This is a genomic window from Actinomadura xylanilytica (assembly GCF_030283145.1).
Lineage (GTDB): Bacteria > Actinomycetota > Actinomycetes > Streptosporangiales > Streptosporangiaceae > Spirillospora > Spirillospora xylanilytica.
In genome coordinates, this window is the sequence record NZ_JASNWE010000002.1 from 1,127,541 (window position 1) to 1,149,606 (window position 22,066).

At 72.4% G+C, this 22,066-nt stretch carries 22 protein-coding genes; 11 read left to right on the forward strand and 11 right to left on the reverse strand.

Annotated features, from left to right (window positions below; translation table 11 throughout):
• Positions 1 to 58: 58 nt before the first annotated feature.
• Complete coding sequence (locus tag QP090_RS16405) at positions 59 to 2,506, reverse strand: M16 family metallopeptidase (protein WP_285939765.1); 2,448 nt, start codon at positions 2,504 to 2,506, stop codon at positions 59 to 61.
• A 264-nt stretch (positions 2,507 to 2,770) separates the two neighbouring features.
• On the opposite strand from QP090_RS16405, the gene QP090_RS16410 reads away from it, so the two are divergent.
• Together QP090_RS16410 and QP090_RS16415 are read left to right on the forward strand one after the other, a co-directional pair.
• Positions 2,771 to 3,388 carry an RNA polymerase sigma factor gene (locus QP090_RS16410; protein WP_285939767.1) on the forward strand — a complete coding sequence of 206 codons (618 nt, stop codon included), beginning with the start codon at positions 2,771 to 2,773 and terminating at the stop codon, positions 3,386 to 3,388.
• On the forward strand, positions 3,385 to 4,479 hold the full coding sequence (locus QP090_RS16415) for a CU044_5270 family protein (RefSeq protein ID WP_285939769.1): 1,095 nt from the start codon (positions 3,385 to 3,387) through the stop codon (positions 4,477 to 4,479). The genes QP090_RS16410 and QP090_RS16415 overlap by 4 nt, the downstream gene beginning before the upstream one ends.
• 64 nt (positions 4,480 to 4,543) lie before the next feature.
• Here the strand turns inward: QP090_RS16415 and QP090_RS16420 are convergent, their stop codons facing one another.
• From QP090_RS16420 to QP090_RS16450, 7 genes are all read right to left on the reverse strand, one after another.
• Positions 4,544 to 5,086, reverse strand: a complete 543-nt coding sequence (locus QP090_RS16420) for a hypothetical protein (protein ID WP_285939771.1) — start codon at positions 5,084 to 5,086, stop codon at positions 4,544 to 4,546.
• A 103-nt stretch (positions 5,087 to 5,189) separates the two neighbouring features.
• Positions 5,190 to 5,798 carry a response regulator transcription factor gene (locus QP090_RS16425; protein WP_285939772.1) on the reverse strand — a complete coding sequence of 203 codons (609 nt, stop codon included), beginning with the start codon at positions 5,796 to 5,798 and terminating at the stop codon, positions 5,190 to 5,192.
• Complete coding sequence (locus QP090_RS16430) at positions 5,795 to 6,913, reverse strand: sensor histidine kinase (RefSeq protein WP_285939774.1); 1,119 nt, start codon at positions 6,911 to 6,913, stop codon at positions 5,795 to 5,797. The genes QP090_RS16425 and QP090_RS16430 overlap by 4 nt, the downstream gene beginning before the upstream one ends.
• A gap of 28 nt (positions 6,914 to 6,941) precedes the next feature.
• Positions 6,942 to 7,397: a hypothetical protein gene (locus QP090_RS16435; RefSeq protein WP_285939776.1), complete on the reverse strand. Its 456-nt coding sequence runs from the start codon at positions 7,395 to 7,397 to the stop codon at positions 6,942 to 6,944.
• Between the two features lie 105 nt (positions 7,398 to 7,502).
• The gene (locus QP090_RS16440; protein ID WP_285939778.1) at positions 7,503 to 7,958 is read right to left on the reverse strand and encodes a hypothetical protein; all 456 of its coding nucleotides are present in this window, start codon (positions 7,956 to 7,958) and stop codon (positions 7,503 to 7,505) included.
• A 118-nt stretch (positions 7,959 to 8,076) separates the two neighbouring features.
• Positions 8,077 to 9,525 carry an amino acid permease gene (locus tag QP090_RS16445; protein ID WP_285939779.1) on the reverse strand — a complete coding sequence of 483 codons (1,449 nt, stop codon included), beginning with the start codon at positions 9,523 to 9,525 and terminating at the stop codon, positions 8,077 to 8,079.
• A gap of 109 nt (positions 9,526 to 9,634) precedes the next feature.
• Complete coding sequence (locus QP090_RS16450) at positions 9,635 to 10,372, reverse strand: PaaX family transcriptional regulator C-terminal domain-containing protein (RefSeq protein WP_285939780.1); 738 nt, start codon at positions 10,370 to 10,372, stop codon at positions 9,635 to 9,637.
• A 202-nt stretch (positions 10,373 to 10,574) separates the two neighbouring features.
• On the opposite strand from QP090_RS16450, the gene QP090_RS16455 reads away from it, so the two are divergent.
• From QP090_RS16455 to QP090_RS16485, 7 genes are all read left to right on the forward strand, one after another.
• Complete coding sequence (locus QP090_RS16455) at positions 10,575 to 11,489, forward strand: S1 family peptidase (protein WP_285939782.1); 915 nt, start codon at positions 10,575 to 10,577, stop codon at positions 11,487 to 11,489.
• Between the two features lie 120 nt (positions 11,490 to 11,609).
• Positions 11,610 to 13,388: an acyl-CoA dehydrogenase family protein gene (locus QP090_RS16460; RefSeq protein ID WP_285939783.1), complete on the forward strand. Its 1,779-nt coding sequence runs from the start codon at positions 11,610 to 11,612 to the stop codon at positions 13,386 to 13,388.
• 296 nt (positions 13,389 to 13,684) lie between these two features.
• A complete protein-coding gene (locus tag QP090_RS16465) occupies positions 13,685 to 14,935 on the forward strand; it encodes a cytochrome P450 (protein WP_285939784.1) in 1,251 nt (416 codons plus the stop codon).
• A gap of 30 nt (positions 14,936 to 14,965) precedes the next feature.
• Positions 14,966 to 16,072 (forward strand): NAD(P)-dependent alcohol dehydrogenase, encoded by a 1,107-nt coding sequence (locus QP090_RS16470; RefSeq protein ID WP_285939786.1) that lies wholly within the window; start codon positions 14,966 to 14,968, stop codon positions 16,070 to 16,072.
• Positions 16,069 to 16,536: a DUF4334 domain-containing protein gene (locus tag QP090_RS16475; protein ID WP_285939787.1), complete on the forward strand. Its 468-nt coding sequence runs from the start codon at positions 16,069 to 16,071 to the stop codon at positions 16,534 to 16,536. Before QP090_RS16470 ends, QP090_RS16475 begins: the two co-directional genes overlap by 4 nt.
• Positions 16,533 to 17,567 (forward strand): nitronate monooxygenase, encoded by a 1,035-nt coding sequence (locus tag QP090_RS16480; RefSeq protein WP_285939789.1) that lies wholly within the window; start codon positions 16,533 to 16,535, stop codon positions 17,565 to 17,567. Before QP090_RS16475 ends, QP090_RS16480 begins: the two co-directional genes overlap by 4 nt.
• Before the next feature lie 62 nt (positions 17,568 to 17,629).
• Positions 17,630 to 18,409: an MgtC/SapB family protein gene (locus QP090_RS16485; protein ID WP_285939790.1), complete on the forward strand. Its 780-nt coding sequence runs from the start codon at positions 17,630 to 17,632 to the stop codon at positions 18,407 to 18,409.
• Positions 18,410 to 18,462: 53 nt separating this feature from the next.
• Here the strand turns inward: QP090_RS16485 and QP090_RS16490 are convergent, their stop codons facing one another.
• Complete coding sequence (locus QP090_RS16490) at positions 18,463 to 19,008, reverse strand: nitroreductase family protein (RefSeq protein WP_285939791.1); 546 nt, start codon at positions 19,006 to 19,008, stop codon at positions 18,463 to 18,465.
• Positions 19,009 to 19,058: 50 nt separating this feature from the next.
• Here QP090_RS16490 and QP090_RS16495 point away from each other — a divergent pair, with 50 nt between their 5' ends.
• Entirely contained in the window at positions 19,059 to 19,598 is a 540-nt protein-coding gene (locus tag QP090_RS16495; RefSeq protein WP_285939792.1) for an AAA family ATPase, read from the forward strand.
• Positions 19,599 to 19,689: 91 nt separating this feature from the next.
• Here QP090_RS16495 and QP090_RS16500 read toward each other — a convergent pair whose 3' ends face one another.
• A complete protein-coding gene (locus tag QP090_RS16500) occupies positions 19,690 to 20,265 on the reverse strand; it encodes a TetR/AcrR family transcriptional regulator (RefSeq protein ID WP_285939794.1) in 576 nt (191 codons plus the stop codon).
• A 68-nt stretch (positions 20,266 to 20,333) separates the two neighbouring features.
• Between QP090_RS16500 and QP090_RS16505 the strand changes: the two genes are divergently transcribed.
• The gene (locus QP090_RS16505) at positions 20,334 to 20,834 is read left to right on the forward strand and encodes an FBP domain-containing protein (RefSeq protein ID WP_285939795.1); all 501 of its coding nucleotides are present in this window, start codon (positions 20,334 to 20,336) and stop codon (positions 20,832 to 20,834) included.
• Between the two features lie 9 nt (positions 20,835 to 20,843).
• Here QP090_RS16505 and QP090_RS16510 read toward each other — a convergent pair whose 3' ends face one another.
• The gene (locus QP090_RS16510) at positions 20,844 to 22,007 is read right to left on the reverse strand and encodes an epoxide hydrolase family protein (protein WP_285939796.1); all 1,164 of its coding nucleotides are present in this window, start codon (positions 22,005 to 22,007) and stop codon (positions 20,844 to 20,846) included.
• Positions 22,008 to 22,066: the final 59 nt, after the last annotated feature.

Below are 22,066 nucleotides of genomic sequence, written 5' to 3' on the forward strand. Positions count from 1 at the left end.
TCAGGCCGGTGAGTGTAGTCGGGCGGCACGCCGCGAACCGCCTGCGGGAATGTGCGTGTCACCAGCGGAGGTCCCGGCGGACCTGGGTGAGCAGCCGGCCGATGTCGGACCGGTATCCCCAGGCCCGCTCGGGTGCGATGGTGCGGCCGACGTTGGCGAGATGGCGGCGGGCCCGGTCGCGGTCTCCCGCGAGGTAGAAGACCGCGCCGAAGTAGTGGTGGGCCTCCAGGGTCCTGGGATGGGTGCGGGACGCGTCCAGCCAGCGGTCGGCGGCCTTCGCCAGCGCGGCATGCACCTCGGGACGGGCGAGGTGGTCGTCGAGGTCGCCGCTCTCGAGACCGACCTCCAGGTGGGCCAGGGCCAGCACGAAGGCGACCGGGTCGCCGGGCGCGGCGCCGGCGACGGCGGCCTCGGCGAAGTCGAGCAGTTCGGCGTCCGAGCCCGACCACTTCTGGCTTAACACCTGGGACCGGCCGATGTGGGCCGCATAGAGGGACGGGTGCCGGTCCGTCAGTTCCCGCCAGATCCGGTCGAGCTCGTCTCGCCCGACCTGCATGCCGAGGCCGTACCACTGGAGGCGGTCCCAGGGAGCGGGGTCGCCCGGCAGCAGTTCGGCGGCGCGGTACAGGGGGCGACCGGCCAGGGCCAGCTGCCGCCAGAAGCGGCCGAACTGTTCTCCGCTGACGTACTCGGCGCGGTGCGCGCTGCGCGCCTGCCAGGCCTCCTTGATACGGGTCGCCCCCAGCCACAGGTGCGTGTCGGGGTCACCGGGAGCGTTCGCGGCCAGCCGCGTCAGCTCCGCGCTCCGGCCGGCGGCGGCGTCGGTGAGGTTCTCCAGGTAGAGGCAGCGCGTCTCCGTGTCGTCGCGGGTGCGGGCCAACAGTTCGAGGCCGGCCGGCAGGTCGCCCTTGCGGACCCTGGGCAGCGCGGCCGTCAGCTCGGGATCCTGCCAGGCGGGCTCCTGCCGGCGTTCCCTGATCTTCTTGGGAAGGCCGAGGGCCGCGGCCAGCGCCCTGGTGACGGCGTGGTCGGCCTCCTCCGGCGCCGGCGTGGCCTCGGTGGTGCGGGGCGGGACGCGCTCGTCGGGGCGGGCCGGCATGCGCACGACCAGTTCGGCCGGTGCATGCCGGTCGATCTCGATGACGGCGTTGTGCCCGCCGCTCCACAGGTTCGGCTCGACGCCGGCCGTCATGCCGTCCAGGCCGATCAGCAGGCGGGCCCCGTCCGGCCAGGCGAGCACGGCGGCGCACTGGTCGAAGCGGACGGTGGTCATCGAGGGGCCGGTCAGGACGGTCGCGCCGTCCGGGCCCGTGATCAGGCCGAGCTGGACCTCGTCGGGGCTGGTGCGGACGCTGCCGTCCACCGCGACGGTCGAGTGGGTCGGAGCGGGGCGGAAGCGCGCTCCCGCCGGCCGCTGGCCGCGCGGGAGCATCAGCAGGGCGCTGTCCAGGACGGAGCGGCCGACGTCCTGGACGTCCTGCGGATTCAGCGCGTCCAACTCGGCCAGTACCTCGTCGGTGGTGGGGGAGCCCAGCAGTTCGCTGAGGCAGTGCGTGATGGACTGGGCGGCGCGGGCGTCGTCGGACGTGGCGCCGGTGCGGACCGCCGTCGCGGCTTCGGAGAGTTCGGCGGGGTCCACCGGCTCCGTGGCGATGCGTTCGAGTTCGCCGAGGAAGCGCTCTGCCAGTTCCGGGCGTACTTCGGCCAGCCCGTCGGCGAACGCGACGATCTGTGCGGTGCCGCCGGTGCGGGGCGTGTAGGCGACGTCGGTGGTGTAGCTGAGCGCGCCGTCCCGCCGCAGAACGCGGTGCAGGCGGCGGCCCAGAATGTTGGTGTAGAGCCTGGCCGCGCTGGACCGCGGCACGATGCCGCTCAACGCAACGCCGTTGATGTCGCTGGTGAAGTAGGCCGGCGTGCGAGGCAGGGCGCCGGTGGGTTCGGGGACGGGCCGTCGTTCCCCTTCGGGAAGCGCCAGCGTGAGCCCCTCCGGCGGGGGACCGCCGATGAGCGCCAGCGCCGCGTTCTGCCGGGTGAACCAGTGCGCCGACCATGCCTGGACGTCGTCGGGCGTGCAGGCGGCCAGGCCGTGCTCGTCGTAGGCGGGAAGGCCGTACGTGGCGGCCCCGTAGCGCCACAGCAGCAGTTCTCCGGCGATCCCGGTGCCGCGTCCCTCGGCCTCGGTGCGCAGGATCTTCTTCTCGGCTTCGAGGCGGTCCATGGGCAGCGCCCGGAGGGCGTCGCAGACGGCCGTCAGGAACGCCGCGACCTTGCCGGCCTCGCCATGGGCGACGAACATGGTGGTGACGGAGTCCACGGCGCCGTTGTGGTGGTAGTCGGCTTCGCCCACGGCGTGCAGTGCCAGATGTTCCACCAGATGGGTCAGCCCGCCCCTGGCCAGGGTCTCGTCGGCCCGCCCCACCCGGAACACCAGGGCTGCCCGGTAGCCGCCGTCGCCGGGGCCGCCCTCGGTCCAGAACACGGGTACACCGTCGACGTCCGTGCGCACGACTTCCACTCTGTTTCCCCCTTCAGATCGCGAAATCCTACAATTCGCTCATGCCGGGAGAAGTTGCATATAGATCTCAAATTCCCTTCATTTCGTCCTGGTGGTCTTCTGCGCTCGATCCGGTTCCGGCCGGGAATGTCCCCGACGGCCCCCGCGGTGCCGCGGGCGTACGCGGGAGGGCCGTACGGGCTGCCGCCCGTCGCGGTCCCGGCGGCCGGTCGGACTGGGAGGGAACCGGAAGGGCGGAACGGACACTAGAAGGCCATGACCCTCGAACCCCCTCCGGACAGGGAGCTGTGGACCCGTGCGCGGGACGGCGACGAGCGAGCCTTCGGTGAGCTCTTCGATCGGCATTCGCGCACGATCTACAACTACTGCTTCCGGCGAACGGCGGACTGGTCGGCGGCCGAGGACCTCACCTCCGTGGTCTTCATGGAGACCTGGCGGCGGCGGGCCAAGGTACGGCTGAGCGCGGACTTGCTGCTGCCCTGGCTCTATGGAGTCGCCGCCAACGTCCTGCACAACCACCGCCGCAGCCTGCGCCGGCACCGGGCCGCCCTGGAGCGCGTGCGCGCTCGCCCGACCGCCCCCAATGACGCGGCGACGGCGGCGGCACGCCTCGAGGCCGAACGCGAGATGCGGGCGGTGCTCGGTTCGATCAAGAACCTGTCCCGGAACGATCAGGAGATCCTCGCGCTCTGCGTCTGGGAGGGGCTCGGGTACGCGGAGGCCGCCGCGGCGCTCGGCATCCCCGTCGGCACCGTGCGGTCGCGGCTGGCCAGGGCCCGGAAGCGGCTCCGGCAGTACACGGAACCGGATCGGGCGGACGGACACAGAAGGGCCGAACAGGCCGCGACGTTCCTCGGGAAGGAAGCCTCATGACCGACCAGAACCCCCTCATGCCGCCGGAGCGGCAGGACATGCCCGCGGGCCGCCACACGGCGCGGCGCGCCGCGCTCCTGACCGAGATGACCGCCGGCCGCCGCGTCCCGGGGCGCCGCCTGGCGTTCGGTGGACTCGCCGCGCTCGGCCTGGCAGGCGGCGTGGCCGCGGCCCTGGTCGCGGTGCCGGACGGCGGGCCGGGACCGGCGCCGTCCACGATCGTGCCGGTGAGCGCCGTCCAGGTCCTCGACCGCGCCGCGGTGACCGCGGGCCGGGGCGCCGCGCCGCGCCCCGACCAGTACATCTACACCGAGGCCGAGACGCAGGACGAGGACTTCGGCGTGATCCACGAGAAGCTCTGGCGGTCGGTCAGCGGCAAGGGGATCGGCCTGAAGCTCGACTCGGGCGACTGGAAGCAGCGGTACTGGATGTGCGAGGCCGTCCAGCCGATGGAGGCGACCAAGATCGATCCGGCCAAGGTGCCCGACGACTGCAAGAACGGCGCCACCCCGCGCCGTGATCTGCCGACCGACGCGAAGGCCATGCGCGCCTGGCTCCTCAAGCAGGGCTCGAAGATCAAGGCACTCCCGCCGGACGTGGGGGCCTTCCAGTTCGTCCACGAGGTCGTTTCCGGGCCCGAGCCGACGCCCGCGGCGCAGGCGGCGCTGTTCAAGGCGGCCGGGGCGCTCCCCGGCGTGACGGTCTCCAAGCCCGACCCCGGGAGCATCGCGGTGGGCCAGACCTATCACGACATCCGGTTCGAGCTGCTGTTCGAGCCCAAGACCTACCGCTTCATCGGGACCCGCCAGGTCGTCGACCACGACCGTTCGTTCCAGCCCAAGGGCGGCGACCCGAACGGCGGTGAGCCGGCCGGCCCCGACCCGGCCGGCAGCAATCCGGCTGGCTCCGACCCGGCCGGCCCCAACCCGGACTCGGGTTCGAAGGGGAACCCCGACGGACGCCCCGCGGGCTCGCATGGCGGCGGTTACGCCGCCAACAAGAAGCAGGGCACCGTCCTCGGCGGTTGGAAGATCGTCAGCCGGAAGGTGGTCGGCGCCATCCCGGCGACGTACCTCAAGCCCGCGTCCTGACTCCGCCGCGCGCCGCCGTCCTCGTCCTCGGGACGGGGCGGCGGCGCGGACGGTGGTGGCCCGGTCACTGGCTGATGATCGCGACCACACCGTGGTCGCGTGCCGCCGCATCGCGCAGCCACCGGCAATGCTGGTACAGCACGGTCTCGAACGCGTCGAAGTCCGGCACGTACCGGTCCCCGGTCCGCGGCGGATCGACCGTCCGCGCGCCGATCTCCGACAGGGCGTCCCACGGTACGGAGTCGAAACGCTCCAGGGCGGAACGGACGGACGACGGGCGCAGGGCGTACAGCACGCACTCGTCCCCCTGCGCGCCGCTGTCCGCTTTCAGATCGTCGCTGCTGGCCTCGGCGAACAGCAAGCGGGCGTACAGCATGCGGACGAATGCGTCCGCGGGCGTCCGCACATGGACCGGCAGATGCTCCCTTAGGGCGTCGTAGTACCACGCGGCCTCGACGAAGCCGTAACCCCCGGAGATGCGATGCTGCCAGGCATAGGGCAGGAGTTTTGGAAGTGCGTTCCAGTAGAAGTCGAGACTCCCGGAGGACCGGAACGCGTCGACCATCGGCTCCCAACGGGTGATCAAGGCGAAGACGTCGGTTCCCATGGCCGGAGTCTCCCGGACGCTCGAGGTCTTCGGGGCGGGTCGTGCCGTCCCTTCGTCCGCCGGCCGCCGGAGAGGAGCCGGAGGGGCCCGGTCGGCGTCCCTCCTACAGCCAGCCGTGCTCGTCCGCGATGCGCAGGGCCTCCATGCGGTTGTGGGCCGCGGTCTTGGAGATGGCGGCCGACAGGTAGTTCCGGACGGTTCCCTCCGACAGGCAGAGGACGGCGGCGATCTCGGCCACGGTCGCGCCCGAGCGCGTCACGTTGAGCACGTCGCGTTCGCGGGCGGTGAGAGGGGAGTCGCCGGCCGCGAGGGTCGCGGCGGCGAGTGCCGGGTCGACGATGCGTTCTCCCGCCATCACCCGGCGGACGGCGTCGGCGAGCGTCTCGGCCGGGACGTCCTTGACGACGAATCCGACGGCGCCGGCCTCCATCGCGCGGCGGAGGTAGCCCGAGCGGCCGAAGGTCGTGAGGATCACCACCCGGCAGTCCGGGACCTGGGCGGCGAGCACCGCCGCCGCCGCGAGCCCGTCCAGGCCGGGCATCTCGATGTCGAGCAGGGCCACGTCCGGACGGTGCGCGCGGGCCGCGTCGACGACCTGGTCGCCCCGGCCGACGGAGGCGACGACCTGGAAGTCCTCCTCCAGGTCGAGCAGGGCCGACAGCGCGCTGCGGATCAGCTCCTGGTCGTCGGCGAGCAGCAGCCGGATCGTCATGGCACAGTGCCCTCTTCGCCGAGTGAGACCCGCAACCGCCAGCCGCGCGGGCTAAGCGGTCCGGCCTCCACGCTGCCGCCGGCCGCCGCGACCCGTTCCCGGAGTCCGGTCAGGCCGTTTCCGAAGAACGCCGGGCCGCCCGAGCCGTCGTCGCGGATCTCCACCTGGGACGCCGACAGCACGACCGTGCATCGGGCGGCGTGCGCGTGGCGCACGATGTTGGTCAGGCCCTCGCGCACGACCCAGCCGAACAGTTCCTGGTGGGCGGCGCCGACCATGTCGGCGGCCAGGGGCAGGTCGGCGACGACGCCCGAGGCCCGCAGCAGCTCCCTGCCGCGCGCGAGCTCCCCGGCGAGGGTCACCTCGCGGTAGCCCGACACCGCGGCGCGCACGTCGGCGAGCGCCTGCCGGGACAGGGCCTCGACCTCGGTGATCTCTTCGAGGGACCGGCGGGAGTCGGTCGCGGCGAGGCGGCGGGCGAGATTGCTCTTGACCGTGACGACGGTGAGCGAATGGCCGAGCAGGTCGTGCAGGTCGCGCGCGATCCGGGCCCGCTCGGCCTCCGACGCCAGCCGGGCGACCTCGGCGCGCGCCTCCAGCAGCGCCCGATTGGCGTCCGCGAGTTCGGCGTACGAGAACAGCATCAGGGCGGTGAAGACGATCGCGATCGCCTGGATCCAGCCGAGCCCGGCGTGCCACGGGCGCACCGCACAGGGCACGAGCAGGGCGGAGACCGCCCCGGCCGCCACGATCGGCACGGCCTGGCGCCTCAGCCTGATGGCCGCGAGCGAGACGACGACGGCGCACAGGAAGAACGCCTGCGTCCTGGCGAAGGGGAGCGCGGCCAGGAACAGCACGGTCATGGCCCCGAGCAGTGGCCGGACGGGGGGCCAGGAGCGGTAGCGCGTGACGATGGTGAGCAGGTAGCAGACACAGAAGGCGGCCACGATCAGCAGCCCGGCGACGGTTCCGGCGCCGGACGAGTACTGCGCCACGCCGGCCGCGGTCACGAACGGGTACGCGAGCATCCCGGTGGCCATGAGCGCGTGGCGCCAGCCCTGAGTCCACCGCTGCGGATCGGTGCCCGATCCGCCGTCCACCGGCCCCTCGTGCATGGCAGGCACGCTAACACCGTCTCCCTGATCAGAGCGGCCGGGACGGCGCGGCGAACAGCGCGCGCAGCCGCCCGCCGTTGACGATCACGGCGACGCCGGCCAGGAGCAGCGCGCAGACGCCCTGTTCGATCTTCATCCAGAGCGGGATCAGGCCGGGCAGCGAGACGATGACGATGATGGCCACGACCATGACGGCCGAGATGATCCGCAGTCGGCGGAACGCCCTGCGGGAGCCGCGGGCGGCGCGGGCGGCGAAGGCGAAGGTCGGCAGCGCGCTGATGACGACGATGGTCCCCCGCACCCAGACGGTGTCGTTCACTTCGTCCGCGTTGCCGCGGAGGAGGAAGGCCGCCACGAGGGTGAGCACGCTGATGGCGAGGTAGGCGCCGATGAGCAGCTTCACCGTGCGAAATGCTCGATGGGTGCGCGGATGGTCCAGGTCTTCGTCGCGAACTGCGAGGTCGTTCTTGCCGGTTGCCTTCATACTGCTCATGCTGATCGGCGGCCCCGGTGCCCATGCAGTGAGATCGCCCATCAATCGTCCATGACATTTGTCATGGCCGGCGGGCCATCGGAGGCCGCGAGGTGGTCAGGCACCCGGCTCGCGGCCGGGGGCGCCCGTTCGGCGGAGGGCCCGCTCGTAGCGCGTCCGGGAGAACGTGAAAGGGCCCACGCCGGAGAGGTCCCAGTCGCGGTACGGGTTGTGGAATTCCGACCAGCGGACGAGCGAGCCCGTCACCTGAACCCGGGCCATCAGCGGCCAGCATTCGTCGATGCCGCAGGTACAGGTGAGGAGCATGGTCTCCGGCGAGTCGGTCAGCAGGTGCCGGTCAGGCCAGCCGTAGCCGCGGGACAGGCACGTGTAGTCGCCGGCCAGCAACGGTGCGGGATCGGGCGCGAACTCGGCCGCCCGCTCCCGCTGTTCTTGCCGCGCGTGGGGGAGCTCGGCCTCGCGCACCAGGTCGAGCAGGTGGGCGCCGTCCACGACGATGTCGATGACGTCCACGCCCTGATGAGGAACCACCCGGAACTCGATCGTGTTCACCCGCGCATGCTACGGCCCGACGATCTTCATGCTCATGGGCTGATGGGACGCCGAAGCCCGGGCGCCGCTGAGCGCCGCCCCGGAGGCGGGTGCGGGGACGGCGCTCAGCGGGTGGGGGTCAGTTGCCGGACGAGGGGTTCTTCGAGCGGTTGAGGAGGGAGTGGCGGCGGCTGTAGGCGAAGTACACCAGCGTGCCCAGGAGGAACCAGAGCGCGAAGCGGAGCCAGGTCTGCCACTGGAGGAAGGTGATCAGCCAGACCGAGAAGACGACGCCGATGATCGGGACGACCGGCATGCCGGGGGTGCGGAACTCGCGCGGCAGGTCGGGCTGCTTGTAGCGCAGGACGATCACGGCGACGCAGACCACGATGAACGCCAGGAGGATGCCGATGTTGGTCAGCTCGGCGGCCTCGGCGATGGGGAGGAAGCCGGCGATCAGGGCGGAGCCGGCGCCGAGGATCCAGGTGATCCGGGTGGGGACGTGGCGGGTGGCGTGGGTCTTGGCGAACCAGCCGGGCAGCAGGCCGTCGCGGCTCATCGAGAACCACACCCGGGTGGCGCCCATCATGAAGGTGAACAGCACGGTGAGCACGCCGAGGATCGCGCCCACGGCGATGATGGCGCCGATGGTCTTCAGGCCGACGTCGGCGAACGCGGAGGAGAAGGCGGCCTCGGGGTTGATGTCCTTGTAGTCGACCATGCCGGTGAGCACCAGGCAGGCGAGCACGTAGAGGACCATCGAGATGGCCAGCGAGTAGATGATGGCCTTCGGCATGTGCTTGCGCGCGTCCTTGGACTCCTCGGCGGCGGTGCTCATCGCGTCGTAGCCGAAGACCGCGAAGAAGACCGTCGCGGCCCCGGTGAAGGCGCCGGAGAGGCCGAACGGGAGGAACGGCGAGTAGTTGCCCGCGTTGATCTTGAAGACGCCGACCACGATGACCAGCAGGACGATGCCGACCTTGAGGTAGACCAGTGCGGTCTCGAACCGGGCGGCGTTCTTCATGCCGAGGTTGAGCACGTAGGCAATGAGCAGGCAGAGCAGGGCGGCGAACAGGTTGACCTTGTAGCTGCCGTCGGCGAGGCCGGAGCCCTTGGGCTCGGTGCCGGGCGCGCCCATCATCCAGACCGGCAGGTCGACGTTCATGAAGCCGAGCAGATCGTTGAAGTAGCCCGAGATGCCGATGGCGACCACCGCCACGATCGCGGTGTACTCCAGCAGCAGGTCCCAGCCGATCGCCCAGCCGGTGAACTCGCCGAGGACCGCGTATCCGTAGGTGTAGGCCGAGCCGGCGCGCGGGATGAGGCCGGCGAACTCGGCGTAGGAGAACGCGGCGGCGGCGCTGGCGATGCCGGCGATCAGGAACGAGATCAGGACGCCGGGACCGGCCTTCTCGTTGGCGACCGCGCCGGCCAGCGAGAAGATCCCGGCGCCGATGATGCCGCCGACACCGATCGCGGTGAGCTGCCACAGGCCGAGGGTGCGGGCCAGCTTGCCGGACTCGGGGGCGTCCTCGATCTGGTCGATGGGCTTGCGGCGGATCATCTGTTGCAGCGTTCGGTTCGCCATGGTGGCCTTACCTCCTTCAGCGGCCCGCTCCGCGGGGCCGTCGGGCCAGTTGTGCCCAAACGGGGCGGCCGGACGAGGCATCGGTGATCACGATTTCAGCAAGATCGTTTCAGCTCTGGATGTGCTCGGTGAGGAGCCGTTCGAATCCGCTCTCGAAACGCTCGTAGTGGTCGCGCAGGGCCGGGCCGGGCCAGCCGGACGGCAGCAGCTCCGGGGGCAGCAGCGGGTCGTCCAGGAGATGGCGCAGGACGGCGGCGGACACGGTGAACTGCTCGGCGAGCGTGCCCGCGCGGTCGAGCGCGGCGCGCAGGGCGAGTGCGTCGGCGGCCCAGCCCGTCAGGTTCCAGAGGGTCGCGGCCAGGGCGACGGGGTCGTCCTCGGGACCGCCCTCCAGGAACGTGCACTGCCGGACGAGGATGTCGGGCCGGGGGCGGCTGAGGTTGGCCGGACGGAGCCAGGTGCCCTCGCGGAGTTCGGCGAGGCGGAGCTCGGACATCGCCTGGCGCAGCGCGGCCCGATCGGCGGCGGAGCGGCGTTCGGCGGTGATGACGGCGATCTCCCAGACGCCGTTCCAGGGCCGGGCCCGGGGGGAGCGGCTCTCGTCCTGCCGGGCCTGCCGGCTCAGCAGCCGCTCGGTCAGTTCGTACTCGCCGCCCGCCTGGGCCAGGTCGCCGGAGGCGACCATCCGCGACAGGGCCACCCGGATCGTGCCCTCGGCGATGCCGAACAGCTCGCCGACACGGACGAGGTAGCGCGCGGGGAGGCGGGGCGGGTGCAGCCCGAGGAGCGTGCTCAGCACGACCGAGCGCGCGGTGAGCGGCCGGATTCCGAGGGTGTTGGTCGCCATGTCTCCGCAGGACCCTACCCGGTCCGGCATCGCCCCAGCGCACGGGCGATTTATCCCGAATCAAGATCATTAATCCCGGACAGCCGGTAATCTCTCGCGCGGCAAAAGAGCGCCACAAGCGTTTGCCTGACCGTCCGCCATCGCCGCTTAGCACGGCGGGGGCGGTGGCCGGTCCGGCAGCACAACACGATCGGAGCTGCCCGTGCGAACGGGATCCACCACGGAGACGAGCCCGTCCGGCGACCCGCGCGCTTCCCGCGCGTCCTGGCGGCGCGGGCTGACCCGCGTCGCGCTGGCCGCGGGCGTGACCGCCGGCGCGCTGACCGGCCTCGGCACGGCGGCGCAGGCCGACGACCCGACCCCGAAGATCATCGGCGGCCAGCCCGCGGACCAGACCTACTCGTTCATGGCCTCGTTGCAGTACCTGCGCAACGGCAACCCCGACTCGCACCGCTGCGGCGGCGCGCTGATCAAGAAGGACTGGATCGTCCTGGCCGCGCACTGCGTGACCACGGCGGGCACCGGCGGCGCGCCCTACACGATCATGGACCCGGCGCTGTTCCACGTCCGGGTGGGGTCCAAGGACCGCACCACCGGCGGCAGCGTCGCCCAGGTCAAGGACATCAAGGTGCACCCCGACTACCAGGCGCTGGACGAGCGGGCCTCCGGGTACGACGTCGCGCTGCTGCACCTGGACACCGCGCTGAAGCAGGCCCCGGCGCCGATCCCCAACAAGATCACCGCACCGGGCACCAAGGTCCGCGCGACCGGCTGGGGCTACACCTCCACCACCGACAACGACCCGAGCCAGCTTCCGAAGGAGCTGCGCCAGCTCGACACCACGATCATCCCGCCGAGCACCGAGAAGTGCCGGGTGGACGCCGACGGGGACGACGCCTGGGGCATCCGCCGGGGCGACGTCTGCACCGACAACCCCGAGGGCGTCCGCGGCCCGTGCAACGGCGACTCCGGTTCGCCGCTGCTGACCAAGGTCGCGGGCCGCTGGCAGGTCGTCGGCGTGGACAGCCGCGGCGTCGGCAGCGTCTGCGGTGAGACGCCCGACATCTACACCAGCCTCGGCTACTACCACGGCTGGCTGGCCGGCGCCACCGCCTGAGTCAACCGTGAGCCGCTTCTGAGTCCCGGGCGGCGGGCCCGCGCGGACGTCCCGTCCAGGTGGCTCGCCGCCCGGATTACAGCATTCCATCACGCGACCATGAAGTGTAACGTCCGGGTGATGGGCAACTATCTCATCGAGCCGGCCGACCGGCTGCCGTTCGGCGGTCCCGAGAAGGCGCGCCGCTACGCGACCGAGCGCTACCAAGGGGCCGCCGGCCTGAACTGGTACGACAGCGATCCCGGCCTGCGGTTCCTGATGCGCCGGCACCTCGGCGCGGCCGGGCTCGACTGGGCCGAGCCCCGGCTCCGCGAACTGGGCGCGCTGATGGGCGGGCCGATCGCCGAACGCGCCGAGCAGAGCGACCGCAACCCGCCGCGGCTGGAGAAGTACGACCGGTGGGGACGCGACGTCAGCCGGGTCGTCCAGTCGCCGTCCTTCGAGGACGCCCGCCGCGACCTGGTGGCCACCTCCTTTACCCGTCCCGAGTTCCGCGCCGAGGCGAAGGCGGCCGGGGTGGACGCGGCGCCGCTGGAGGTCGCCTGGAGCTACCTGCTCGACCAGGCCGACATCGGGATGGCGTGCGCGCTCGGCACCGGCGGCGACATGGTGGTCGGGCTCGCCGAGGCGTTCGCCCCCGCCGACGTCCGGGACCGGGTCCGGGAGATCTTCGCCGCCGGGGAGTTCTCCGGCGAGGCCGCGCAGATGCTCACCGAGCGGTCCGGCGGGTCCGACCTCGGCGCGCTGGAGGCCACCGCCACCCCGGACGGCGGCGACGCCTGGCGGCTGGACGGGCTCAAGTGGTTCGCCTCCAACGCGGGCGGCTCGGCGTTCGTCGTGCTGGCCAAGCCCGAGGGCGCGGTCGACGGCGTGCGCGGCATCGCGCCGTTCCTGGTGCTGACCGAGCGCCGCGACGGCGGGCGCAACGGCGTCCGGATCCGCCGGCTGAAGGACAAGCTCGGCACCCGCTCGGTCGCGTCCGGCGAGATCGAGTTCACCGGCGCCGAGGCGTTCCTGCTGGCCCCCGCGTCCAGCGCGCCGGTGGAGGGGCAGGCGGGCGACGGCAAGGGCCTGGCCCGGATGATGGAGCTGACCAACGGCGCCCGGCTCGGCATCTCGATGATGGGCGTCGGCATCGCGCGCCGCGCGCTGGTCGAGTCGCTCTGCTACGCCCGCGCCCGTGAGGCGTTCGGCGCGCCGCTGGCCGAGCAGCCGCTGATGCGGCGCAAGCTCGCCGAGCTGATCGTGGAGACCGAGGCGGCGCAGGCCCTGGTCTTCGACGGCTATCTGGGCCGCCCGCGGCTGCGCCTCGGCGCCACGCTGATCAAGCTCCGCACCGCCCGGCTCGGCGTGACCGCCGCCAGCGACGCGATCGAGATCCACGGCGGCAACGGCTACATCGAGCAGTGGCCGGTCGCCCGCCTCCTGCGGGACGCGCAGGTGAACCCGATCTGGGAGGGCGGCGACAACGTGCTCTGCCTGGACGTCCGCCGCGCGATGGTGCGGGAGTCGGCGCACGAGCCGTTCCTGGACCGGCTGTCGGAGGCGGTCGCGCAGGCCCCGTCCGGCGACGACGCCACCGCCGGCCTGGTGACCGAGCGCATCGGGCACCTGCGCCAGGCCGTCACCCGCTGGCGGGACCTGGACGGCGCGGTCGCCGAGGCGCGGCTGTACCCGCTCGCGCAGTACATGGCGGACGTGTACGCCGCGGCGCTGCTGCTGGAGCAGGCCGGGTGGGAGCGCGCCGAGACCGGCGGGGACCGCAAGGCCCTGGTCGCCCGCCTCTACGCCCGCAGCCACCTCGCCGACCCCGGCCCGCTCCGCGGCCTCGACGCCCCCGCCGAGGACCTGGACCGCTTCAAGGACCTCGCCGACGGCGCCCTCCTCGACCCCCGCTGATCCGCCCCGGTTCCGTCGACCCCGCTTCTGCCTTCCGCTGATCCGCGCCGGGATTCTGATTGTTTCCGGCCGTTTCGATGGCGCACCATCGGGAATCTTCCAGGCTCTTCCGGCTGCTTCCGGGCCCATCCTGGCTGTTCCGGGCCTCTCCGGCCTCTTGCGGCGTGCCGTTCTTTCCGCTCCCCTGGAAGGGCGGCACGCCGCGCGTCCGTCAGGGCCGAGGGGAACGCCGGTTGACCGAATGGAATTCGGAGTCCTAGGTTCCCTAGCGGGCGGCCGGGAGCGAAGGAGCTTGAATGACCCTCACGGTGGACGAGGCGGGCCGTGCGCTCGCCGATCCGCGCGCGTACGCCGACGACCGGAGGCTGCACGAGTCGCTCGCTCTGCTGCGCCGCGAGTCGCCGGTGCACTGGGTCGAGCGGGACGGCTACAACCCGTTCTGGGGGATCACCCGGCACGCCGACGTGATGGAGATCGAGCGCGACCACGCCAAGTTCCGCAACGTGCCGCGCCCGATGCTCGGCACCGCCGAGTTCGACGCGTTCAACCGGGATCGGCAGGAGCAGGGCATCGCGCTGCGCACCCTGATCCACATGGACGACCCCGACCACCGGGTGATCCGCGCAGTCGGCGCCGACTGGTTCCGGCCGAAGGCGATGCGCGCCCTGGAGCCGCGGATCCGCGAGCTGGCCCGCCGGTATGTCGACCGGATGGTCGAGCACGGCGGCGAGTGCGACTTCGCGCAGCAGGTCGCGGTGCACTTCCCGCTGTATGTGATCCTCTCGCTGCTCGGGCTGCCCGAGAGCGACTTCGACCGGATGCTCAAGCTCACCCAGGAGCTGTTCGGCGGCGACGACTCCGAGCTTCAGCGCGGCGCGACCAACGAGGAGAAGCTCGCCGTCCTGCTCGACTTCTTCAGCTACTTCCAGAAGCTCACCGAGGCCCGCCGGGCGCAGCCGACCGACGACCTGGCGTCGGCGATCGCCAATGCGAAGATCGACGGGACCCCGTTGAACGACTTCGACACGGCCTCGTACTATGTGATCATCGCGACCGCGGGGCACGACACCACCAGCTCCACCATCGCGGGCGGGCTCCATGCGCTGATGGAGCACCCGGACCAGCTCGACCGGCTGCGCGGCGATCCCGCGCTGATGCCGCTCGCGGTGGACGAGATGATCCGCTGGGTGACTCCGGTCAAGGAGTTCATGCGCACCGCGGCCGAGGACCACGACCTGAACGGCACCCGGATCCGCGCGGGCGACTCGGTGCTGCTGTCCTACCCGTCGGCCAACCGCGACGAGGCGGTCTTCGACGACCCGTTCCGCTTCGACGTGGGCCGCGATCCGAACAGGCACCTGGCGTTCGGGTTCGGCGTGCACTACTGCCTCGGTGCCGCGCTCGCCCGGATCGAGGTCCGCGCGTTCTTCGAGGAGCTGCTGCCGCGGCTGGAATCGATCGAGCTCGCCGGGACGCCGGAGAGCATCGCCACCACGTTCGTCGGCGGGCTCAAGCGGCTGCCCGTGCGATACACCTTGACCTCCTAGCCGCCCGTTTCACCCGAAGGGACCTGTTTCATGCGGATCGAGGCCGCCGTACTGCGCGCCGCCGACGCCCCCTACACCATCGAGCGGCTGGAGCTGGCCGATCCCGGACCCGGCGAGGTGGTCGTCCGGATCGCCGGGGTCGGCATGTGCCACACCGACCTGCTCGGCCGGTCGCCCGGCGACCCGGTGGCCAAACCGGTGATCCTCGGGCACGAGGGCGCCGGCGTGGTGGAGGCGGTCGGGCCCGGTGTCACCGGGTTCGGGGTCGGCGCGCACGTGGTCCTGTCCATCGACTCGTGCGGCGAGTGCGGCGAGTGTCACGCGGCGCGGCCCGGGAACTGCGTGCAGATGGCCTCGCTCAACATGGTCTCGGTGCCCCTGGACGGCCGGCCGCGGGTCACCACGGCCGAGGACGAGGTGGTGCACAACCGCTGGTTCGGGCAGTCGTCGTTCGCGACGCACGCGCTCGCCACCGTCCGCAACGTGGTGCCGGTCGACCAGGACCTCCCGCTCGAGCTGCTCGGGCCGCTCGGGTGCAGCATGCAGACCGGCGCGGGCTCGGTGCTGATCTCGCTCGGCGTCAGCGCCGGGGACAGCATCGCGATCTTCGGGACCGGCGCGGTCGGGCTGGCCGCGGTGCTGGCCGCCCAGGTCGCCGGCGCCACCACGATCATCGCGGTGGACCTGCACGACTCGCGGCTGGAGCTGGCCCGCGAGCTCGGCGCCACGCACACGCTGAACGGCGGGGACGAGGACCTGGCCGGGCAGATCCGGGCCATCGGCGGCGAGGGCGTCCAGTTCTCGCTCGACACGACCGCCGAGCCGGAGGTGGTCTCGACGGCGCTCGCCTGCCTGCGCACCACCGGCGTCTGCGGGCTGGTCGGCGTCGGCGGCGAGGAGTACCGGCTCGACCCGACGCTGCTGCTGATGGGCCGCACGGTCAAGGGCATCATCGAGGGCGACGCGGTCCCCCAGCTGTTCATCCCCAGGCTGATCGAGCTGTGGCGGCAGGACCGGTTCCCGTTCGACCGGCTGATCAAGACCTACCCGCTCAGCGAGATCAACCAGGCCGAGGCGGACGCGGCGTCCGGGGCGGTGGTCAAGCCCGTCCTGCTGCCCAAGGCGCTGCCGTGGTGACCGGCGCGTCCCCGGCCGGAGCGGCGCGGGTGCTCGAACTCGTCCGGGGCGCGGCGCCCGCGGGCCCCGGCGAGCTGGACAAGCTCTTCGGGGAGCTGGAGCCGGTCCCGGCGGAGTTCATGCTCGGCACCTGGGCGGGCGGCGTGTTCGACCAGGCCGACGCGATGGCCGCCATGCTGGTCCGGATGCGCTGGTACGGCAAGCGGTTCCACGACGCCGAGCACGTCGAGCCGCTGCTGTGCCGGGGCGAGGACGGCGCGCTCACCTCGTTCACCGGCATGGGCCTGGCCCGGCTCCGCGAGATGGCGCACCGCGGCGTGGTGTCGGCGGCCATGGTGTACGACACCCAGCCGATCATCGACCACTTCCGCCGGGTCTCCGGCGACGTGGTGCTCGGCGCGATGGACGCCAAGGACGCGCCGGACGTCCTCTACTTCCACCTCACCCGGGCGGCGGAGGGGTGAACGCCGGGCCCGCGCCGGAGTGGGCGCCCGCGATCCCCGTCGTCCAGGCGCCGATGGCGGGCGGGGCGTCCACGCCGGAGCTGGCCGCGGCGGTCTCGGAGGCCGGCGGGCTCGGATTCCTCGCCGCCGGCTACCGGACGGCCGGGCGGATGCGCGCGGACATCGAACGGACGCGTGAGCTGACGTCCAGGCCGTTCGGCGTGAACCTGTTCATGCCGTCCTCCGACGCCGTCGACGACGCCGCGGTGGCCGCCTACCGGGCGCGGCTCGGGGCCGAGGGCGGCCGGCTCGGCGTCGAACCGGGCACGCCGCAGGCCCGCGACGACGGCTGGGACGCCAAGGCCGCGGATCTGCTCGCCGACCCGCCGGCGTTCGTCAGCGTCACGTTCGGGTGCCCGGGGGCCGGGCTGGTCCGGGCGTTCCGGCGCGCGGGCGCGGTCGTGATCGTCACGGTGACCACGGCGGACGAGGCGCGCGAGGCGGCCGGCGCCGGCGCCGACGCGCTCTGCGTGCAGGGCATGGAGGCCGGCGCGCATCGCGGGTCGTTCACCAATACGGGCGAGGGCGCGCTGCCGCTGCGCGCGCTCCTGGCCGCCGTCCGGGAGGTCGTGGGCGGCCTGCCGCTGATCGCCGCCGGTGGGCTCGGCACGGCCGCGCAGGTCGCGGACGTGCTGGCGCTCGGCGCGGTCGCGGCCCAGTGCGGCACCGCGTTCCTGCGGTGTCCGGAGAGCGGCGCGAGCGCCGTGCACAAGGCGGCGCTGGCCGATCCCCGCTTCACCGAGACGGCGATGACGCGGGCGTTCAGCGGACGTCCGGCGCGGGGACTGGTCAACCGGTTCCTCGTCGAGCACTCGCCGCATGCGCCCGCCGCCTATCCGGACGTCCACTACGTGACCTCGCCGCTCCGCAAGGCCGCTGCCGCGCAGGGCGATCCCGACGCGGTGAACCTGTGGGCGGGCGAGGCGTTCCGCTCGGCCGCCGACGCCCCCGCCGCCGAGATCGTCGCGGCTCTGGCGGCGGGGACGGCCTGACCGGCGCCACCGGCACGCCGGCGGCGACGGGTCAGTGGGGCCGATGTGGGTAAAGAAAAGGGATGATCGAGCTGTCTCCCGGCCAAGGGCTGGTACAGATCGGGGAACTCCTGCTGGCCCTGGTCCTGTCGGCCTGCATCGGCCTGGAGCGCGGGCTCCGCAACAAGAGCGCCGGGTTGCGCACGCACACCCTCGTCGGGGTCGGCGCCGCACTGTTCATGCTGGTCAGCAAGTACGGCTTCGCGCATGTGCCGGGTGACAACGTCGCCTTCGACCCGTCCCGGGTGGCCGCGCAGATCGTGACCGGCATCGGCTTCATCGGCGGCGGACTGATCTTCGTGCGGCGGGACGCCGTGCGCGGCCTCACCACCGCCGCGGTCGTCTGGCTCACCGCTGCCGTCGGCATGGCCGCCGCCGGCGGGCTGTGGGTGCTCGCGGTGGCCGTGACCGCGGGCCACTTCCTGGTGGTGTACGGGCTGAGCGGGCTCGCCGCGCGGCTGCCGCTCGACCGGTTCCGGCGCCCCGACCAGTCCCGGGTCCGGCTGGTCTACCACGACGGCAAGGGCGCGCTGCGCCGCGCGCTGATGGAGTGCACCGGACGCGGGTTCGTGGTCTCGGAGGTCGCGGTCGAACGGCAGTACCTGCCCGACGACTCCGATCTCGGCCGCGACGAGCGCCGGGCCCGCGAGAAGGAGGACGACCAGGGGCCGCGCGGGAACGCGGTGGTGTCGCTGGTGCTGGAGGGCACCGGCTCGGTGCCCGACCTGACCGCGGCGCTCAGTGAACTGCCCGACCTCGTCGGCGTCACGGTCGGCGCCGCCCCCGAGGACGACCAGGCCTGACGCCCGTCCGCGGCACCGAGATCCCTTGACCGGCGCCCCGTTCGCGGCGCCGGTCAAGGGATCTCGGTGACCAGCTCGTCCAGCGATAGGCGGCCGGACGGGAGCGCGGACCGTCCGGGGAGGGGCGCCGGGGCGGTGGCCGGGTGGCCGAGGGAGATCGCGGTCCGGATCCGCCACGGCTCGTCCAGGCCCACGAGCGGGGCGACCCGGTCGGCGTTGGCGGCCGGGAAGAACGAGGCGGGGCAGGATCCGAGACCTTGCGCGGCGGCGGCCAGCATGATGTTCTGAGCGCAGCGTCCCGCGTCGAACTCGGCGTCGTCCCGGCTGAGGGTCGCGTCCACCGCGAGCAGGATCGCGACGGGCGCCCCGGCCAGGTGGCCGGCATAGCCGCCGAGGCGGGACAGCCGGCCCAGCAGGTCGCGGTCGTGGACGACCACGAACCGCCAGGGTTGCCGGTTGCGCGCCGACCCGGTCCAGCGGGCGGCCTCCAGCACGTGCCGGATCTCGGCGCGTCCCACCGGCTCGGGGGCGAACCGCCGCGTCGCGCGGAGCCCCTTCACGGCACACGCCAATTCATGATCGTCAACGGGGTCCGGCATCGGGCCTCCCTGCGGTCGTGTCCGGAAACGAAGGACGGAGATGCGGATCCATGGTGACGGAACGGTTCGTGGTGGTGACCGGCGGACCGGGATCGGGCAAGAGCACGCTGGTCGGCGTGCTCGAACGGGCCGGGTTCGCGCGGGCGGCAGAGTCCGGGCGCGAGATCATCCAGGACCAGGTGGCGATCGGCGGACGGGCGCTGCCGTGGCGCGACCGGGGCCTGTTCGCCGAGCTGATGCTGAGCTGGGATCTGCGCGCCCACCGGCTGGCCCGATCCGCGGCCGGGACCGTCTTCTTCGATCGCGGCATCACCGACACCGTCGGCTACCTGCGGCTCGAGGGCCTGCCCGTGCCCGGCCACCTGGACGAGGCGGCGCGGCGGTTCCGCTACCACCGCCGCGTGTTCATCGCGCCGCCCTGGCCGGAGATCTACGAGCACGACACCGAGCGCAAGCAGTCGCCGGACGAGGCCGAACGCACCTACGAGGCGATGGTGGCGGCCTACGGCGACTACGGCTACGAGCTGGTGACCCTGCCCCGGTCGCCGGTGGAGGACCGCGCCAGGTTCGTCCTGGAACGTCTCGGCTGACCCTCCGACCGGTCGGATGACAGATGCCCCCTGGACCCCTCCCCGATGGGGCCGCCCGCTTCACCTCGGCGGCCTCAGGAGGCGTGGCCGGTCACGCCGCTTTCCCCGGATGGTTCCTGAGGGCGAAGTCGAGGGTGTCCAGAGCCCAGGCCCAGGAGGCGTCGGCCTCGCGCGGGGTGTGGCGGAAGCCGCCCGCCATCTCCAGGCTCACGTACCCGTGGAAGGTGCCGCCCAGGAAGCGCACCGCGTCGGTCTCGTCGGGCTCCGGCAGGTGGTAGCCGCGCAGGATCGCCCGCATCATCTCCGTGTGCCGGGGCGCCGCGCTCTTGGTCGCGGTGTCCAGGTCGAGCTCGAACCGGGACGCGGCGTACCGGCCCGGGTGCTCCTTGGCGTAGTCGCGGTAGACGTTGGCGAACGCCACCAGCGCGTCCCTGCCCGCGCGTCCGGCCAGCGCGGCGGCGGCCCTGTCGGCCATCTCCTCCAGGGCCAGCAGCGCCACCCGGACCTTCAGCTCTCGCGCGTTCTCGATGTGCGCGTACAGGCTCGGGTCCTTGACGCCGAGCCTGCGCGCGACCGCCGAGACGGTCACCTTGGCGAAGCCGATCTCGTCGGCCAGCTCCGCCGCCGTCTGGGCGAGGCGTTCGCCGGTGATGCCCGCGCGTGCCATCGGACCTCCCTCGGTTAGACGAATAAAGCATTTGCCTAATGGTATTAGGAAAGCTAGCCTCGTCGAACATGAGACCCCTCTCCGAGAGCGACATCCGCAGGTCGTTCGTCAACTGCTCCAAGGGCGAGGCCAAGCGCGTCAACGTCCCCAGGGACCTCGAAGAGCGGCCGTGGGACGACCTCGACTTCCTCGGATGGCGAGATCCCGGCGCGCCCGAACGCGGCTACCTGGTCGCCGAGCGCGACGACGGCGGCCTCGTCGGGGTCGTCCTCCGCGCGGCCCCCGGGACCTCCCGAGGCTTCACCGCGCGCAGCATGTGCTCGCTGTGCCTGACCACCCACTCCGGCGGCGGCGTCGCGCTGATGACCGCGCGCCGCACCGGCGAGGCCGGCCGCCAGGGCAACACGGTCGGACGGTACCTGTGCACCGAGCTGGCCTGCTCCCTCTACACCCGGGGCAAGAAGCAGACCGCCGTCGGCGGCGACCTCGAGGAGACCCTCACGGTGGACGAGAAGATCGTCCGCACCCGGGCCAACCTGGCCGCCTTCATCGGCACACTGTCCGAGTAGCCGACCCGCCTACACCCGGGCGCCACCCGGTCCGGCGGTGCGGACCAGCCGGAAGAACGCGCGGACATCGGCGACCAGCACGTCCGGTGCCTCCATCGCGGCGAAGTGGCCGCCCCGGTCGAACTCCGACCAGTGGACCACGTTGTGCTCGCGTTCGGCGATGCGGCGGACGCCGGGGTCGCCCGGGAAGACCGCCACCCCGGTCGGGACATCGGACTTCTCGACGGCCTGGCCCCAGTCGCTCGCGCCCTCCTTGTAGAGGCGGGCGGACGACCCCGCGGTGCCGGTGAACCAGTAGATGGCGATATCGGTGAGCATCTGGTCGCGGTCCACGGCCTCTTCGGGAAGGTCGTGGGCGGGGTCGGTCCACTCCTTGAACTTCTCCACGATCCAGGCGAGCTGACCGGCGGGGGAGTCGTGCAGGCCGAAGGCGAGCGTCTGCGGGCGGGTGGACTGGATCATGGCGTAGCCCGCGCGGTCCTGGTCCGAGTAGACGGCCAGCCGGGCCAGCTCGGCCTCGGTGAGCCCCGCCATCTCGTCGGGCTGGAAGGTCGGGAAGCCCAGAGCGCCGTTGACGTGGACGCCGATGACGTTGTCCGGGGCGACGCGGCCGAGCTCGGGAGAGACCACCGAACCGGTGTCGCCTCCCTGGGCGCCGTACCGGTCGTAGCCGAGGCGGCTCATCAGCTCGGCCCACGCGCGGGCCACCCGGCGCAGGTTCCAGCCGGTCTCGCGGGTGGGGCCGGAGAACCCGAAGCCGGGCAGGGACGGCGCCACCACATGGAAGGCGTCGGCCGGGTCGCCGCCGTGGGCGCGGGGGTCGGTGAGCGGGCCGATGACCTTCATGAACTCGGCGATCGAACCGGGCCAGCCGTGCGTGAGGATCAGCGGGAGCGCGTCCGGCTCGGGGGAGCGGACGTGCAGGAAGTGGATGTTCTGGCCGTCGATCTCGGTGGTGAACTGCGGGTACTCGTTGAGCGCCGCCTCCTGCGCCCGCCAGTCGTACGCCGTCCGCCAGTACTCGGCCAGCTCCCTCGCGTACGAGGACGGGACGCCGTACGACCAGCCGGTGCCGGGTAGCTCGTCCGGCCAGCGGGTGCCGGCCAGACGGTCGCGGAGGTCGTCCAGGTCGGCCTGCGGGATGTCGATGCGGAACGGCTTGATCTTCGTCATGTCCACAACACTATGTGCCGGTTAGGACGAGTTAGGTCCTAGGTGGCGGGCAAGATGGA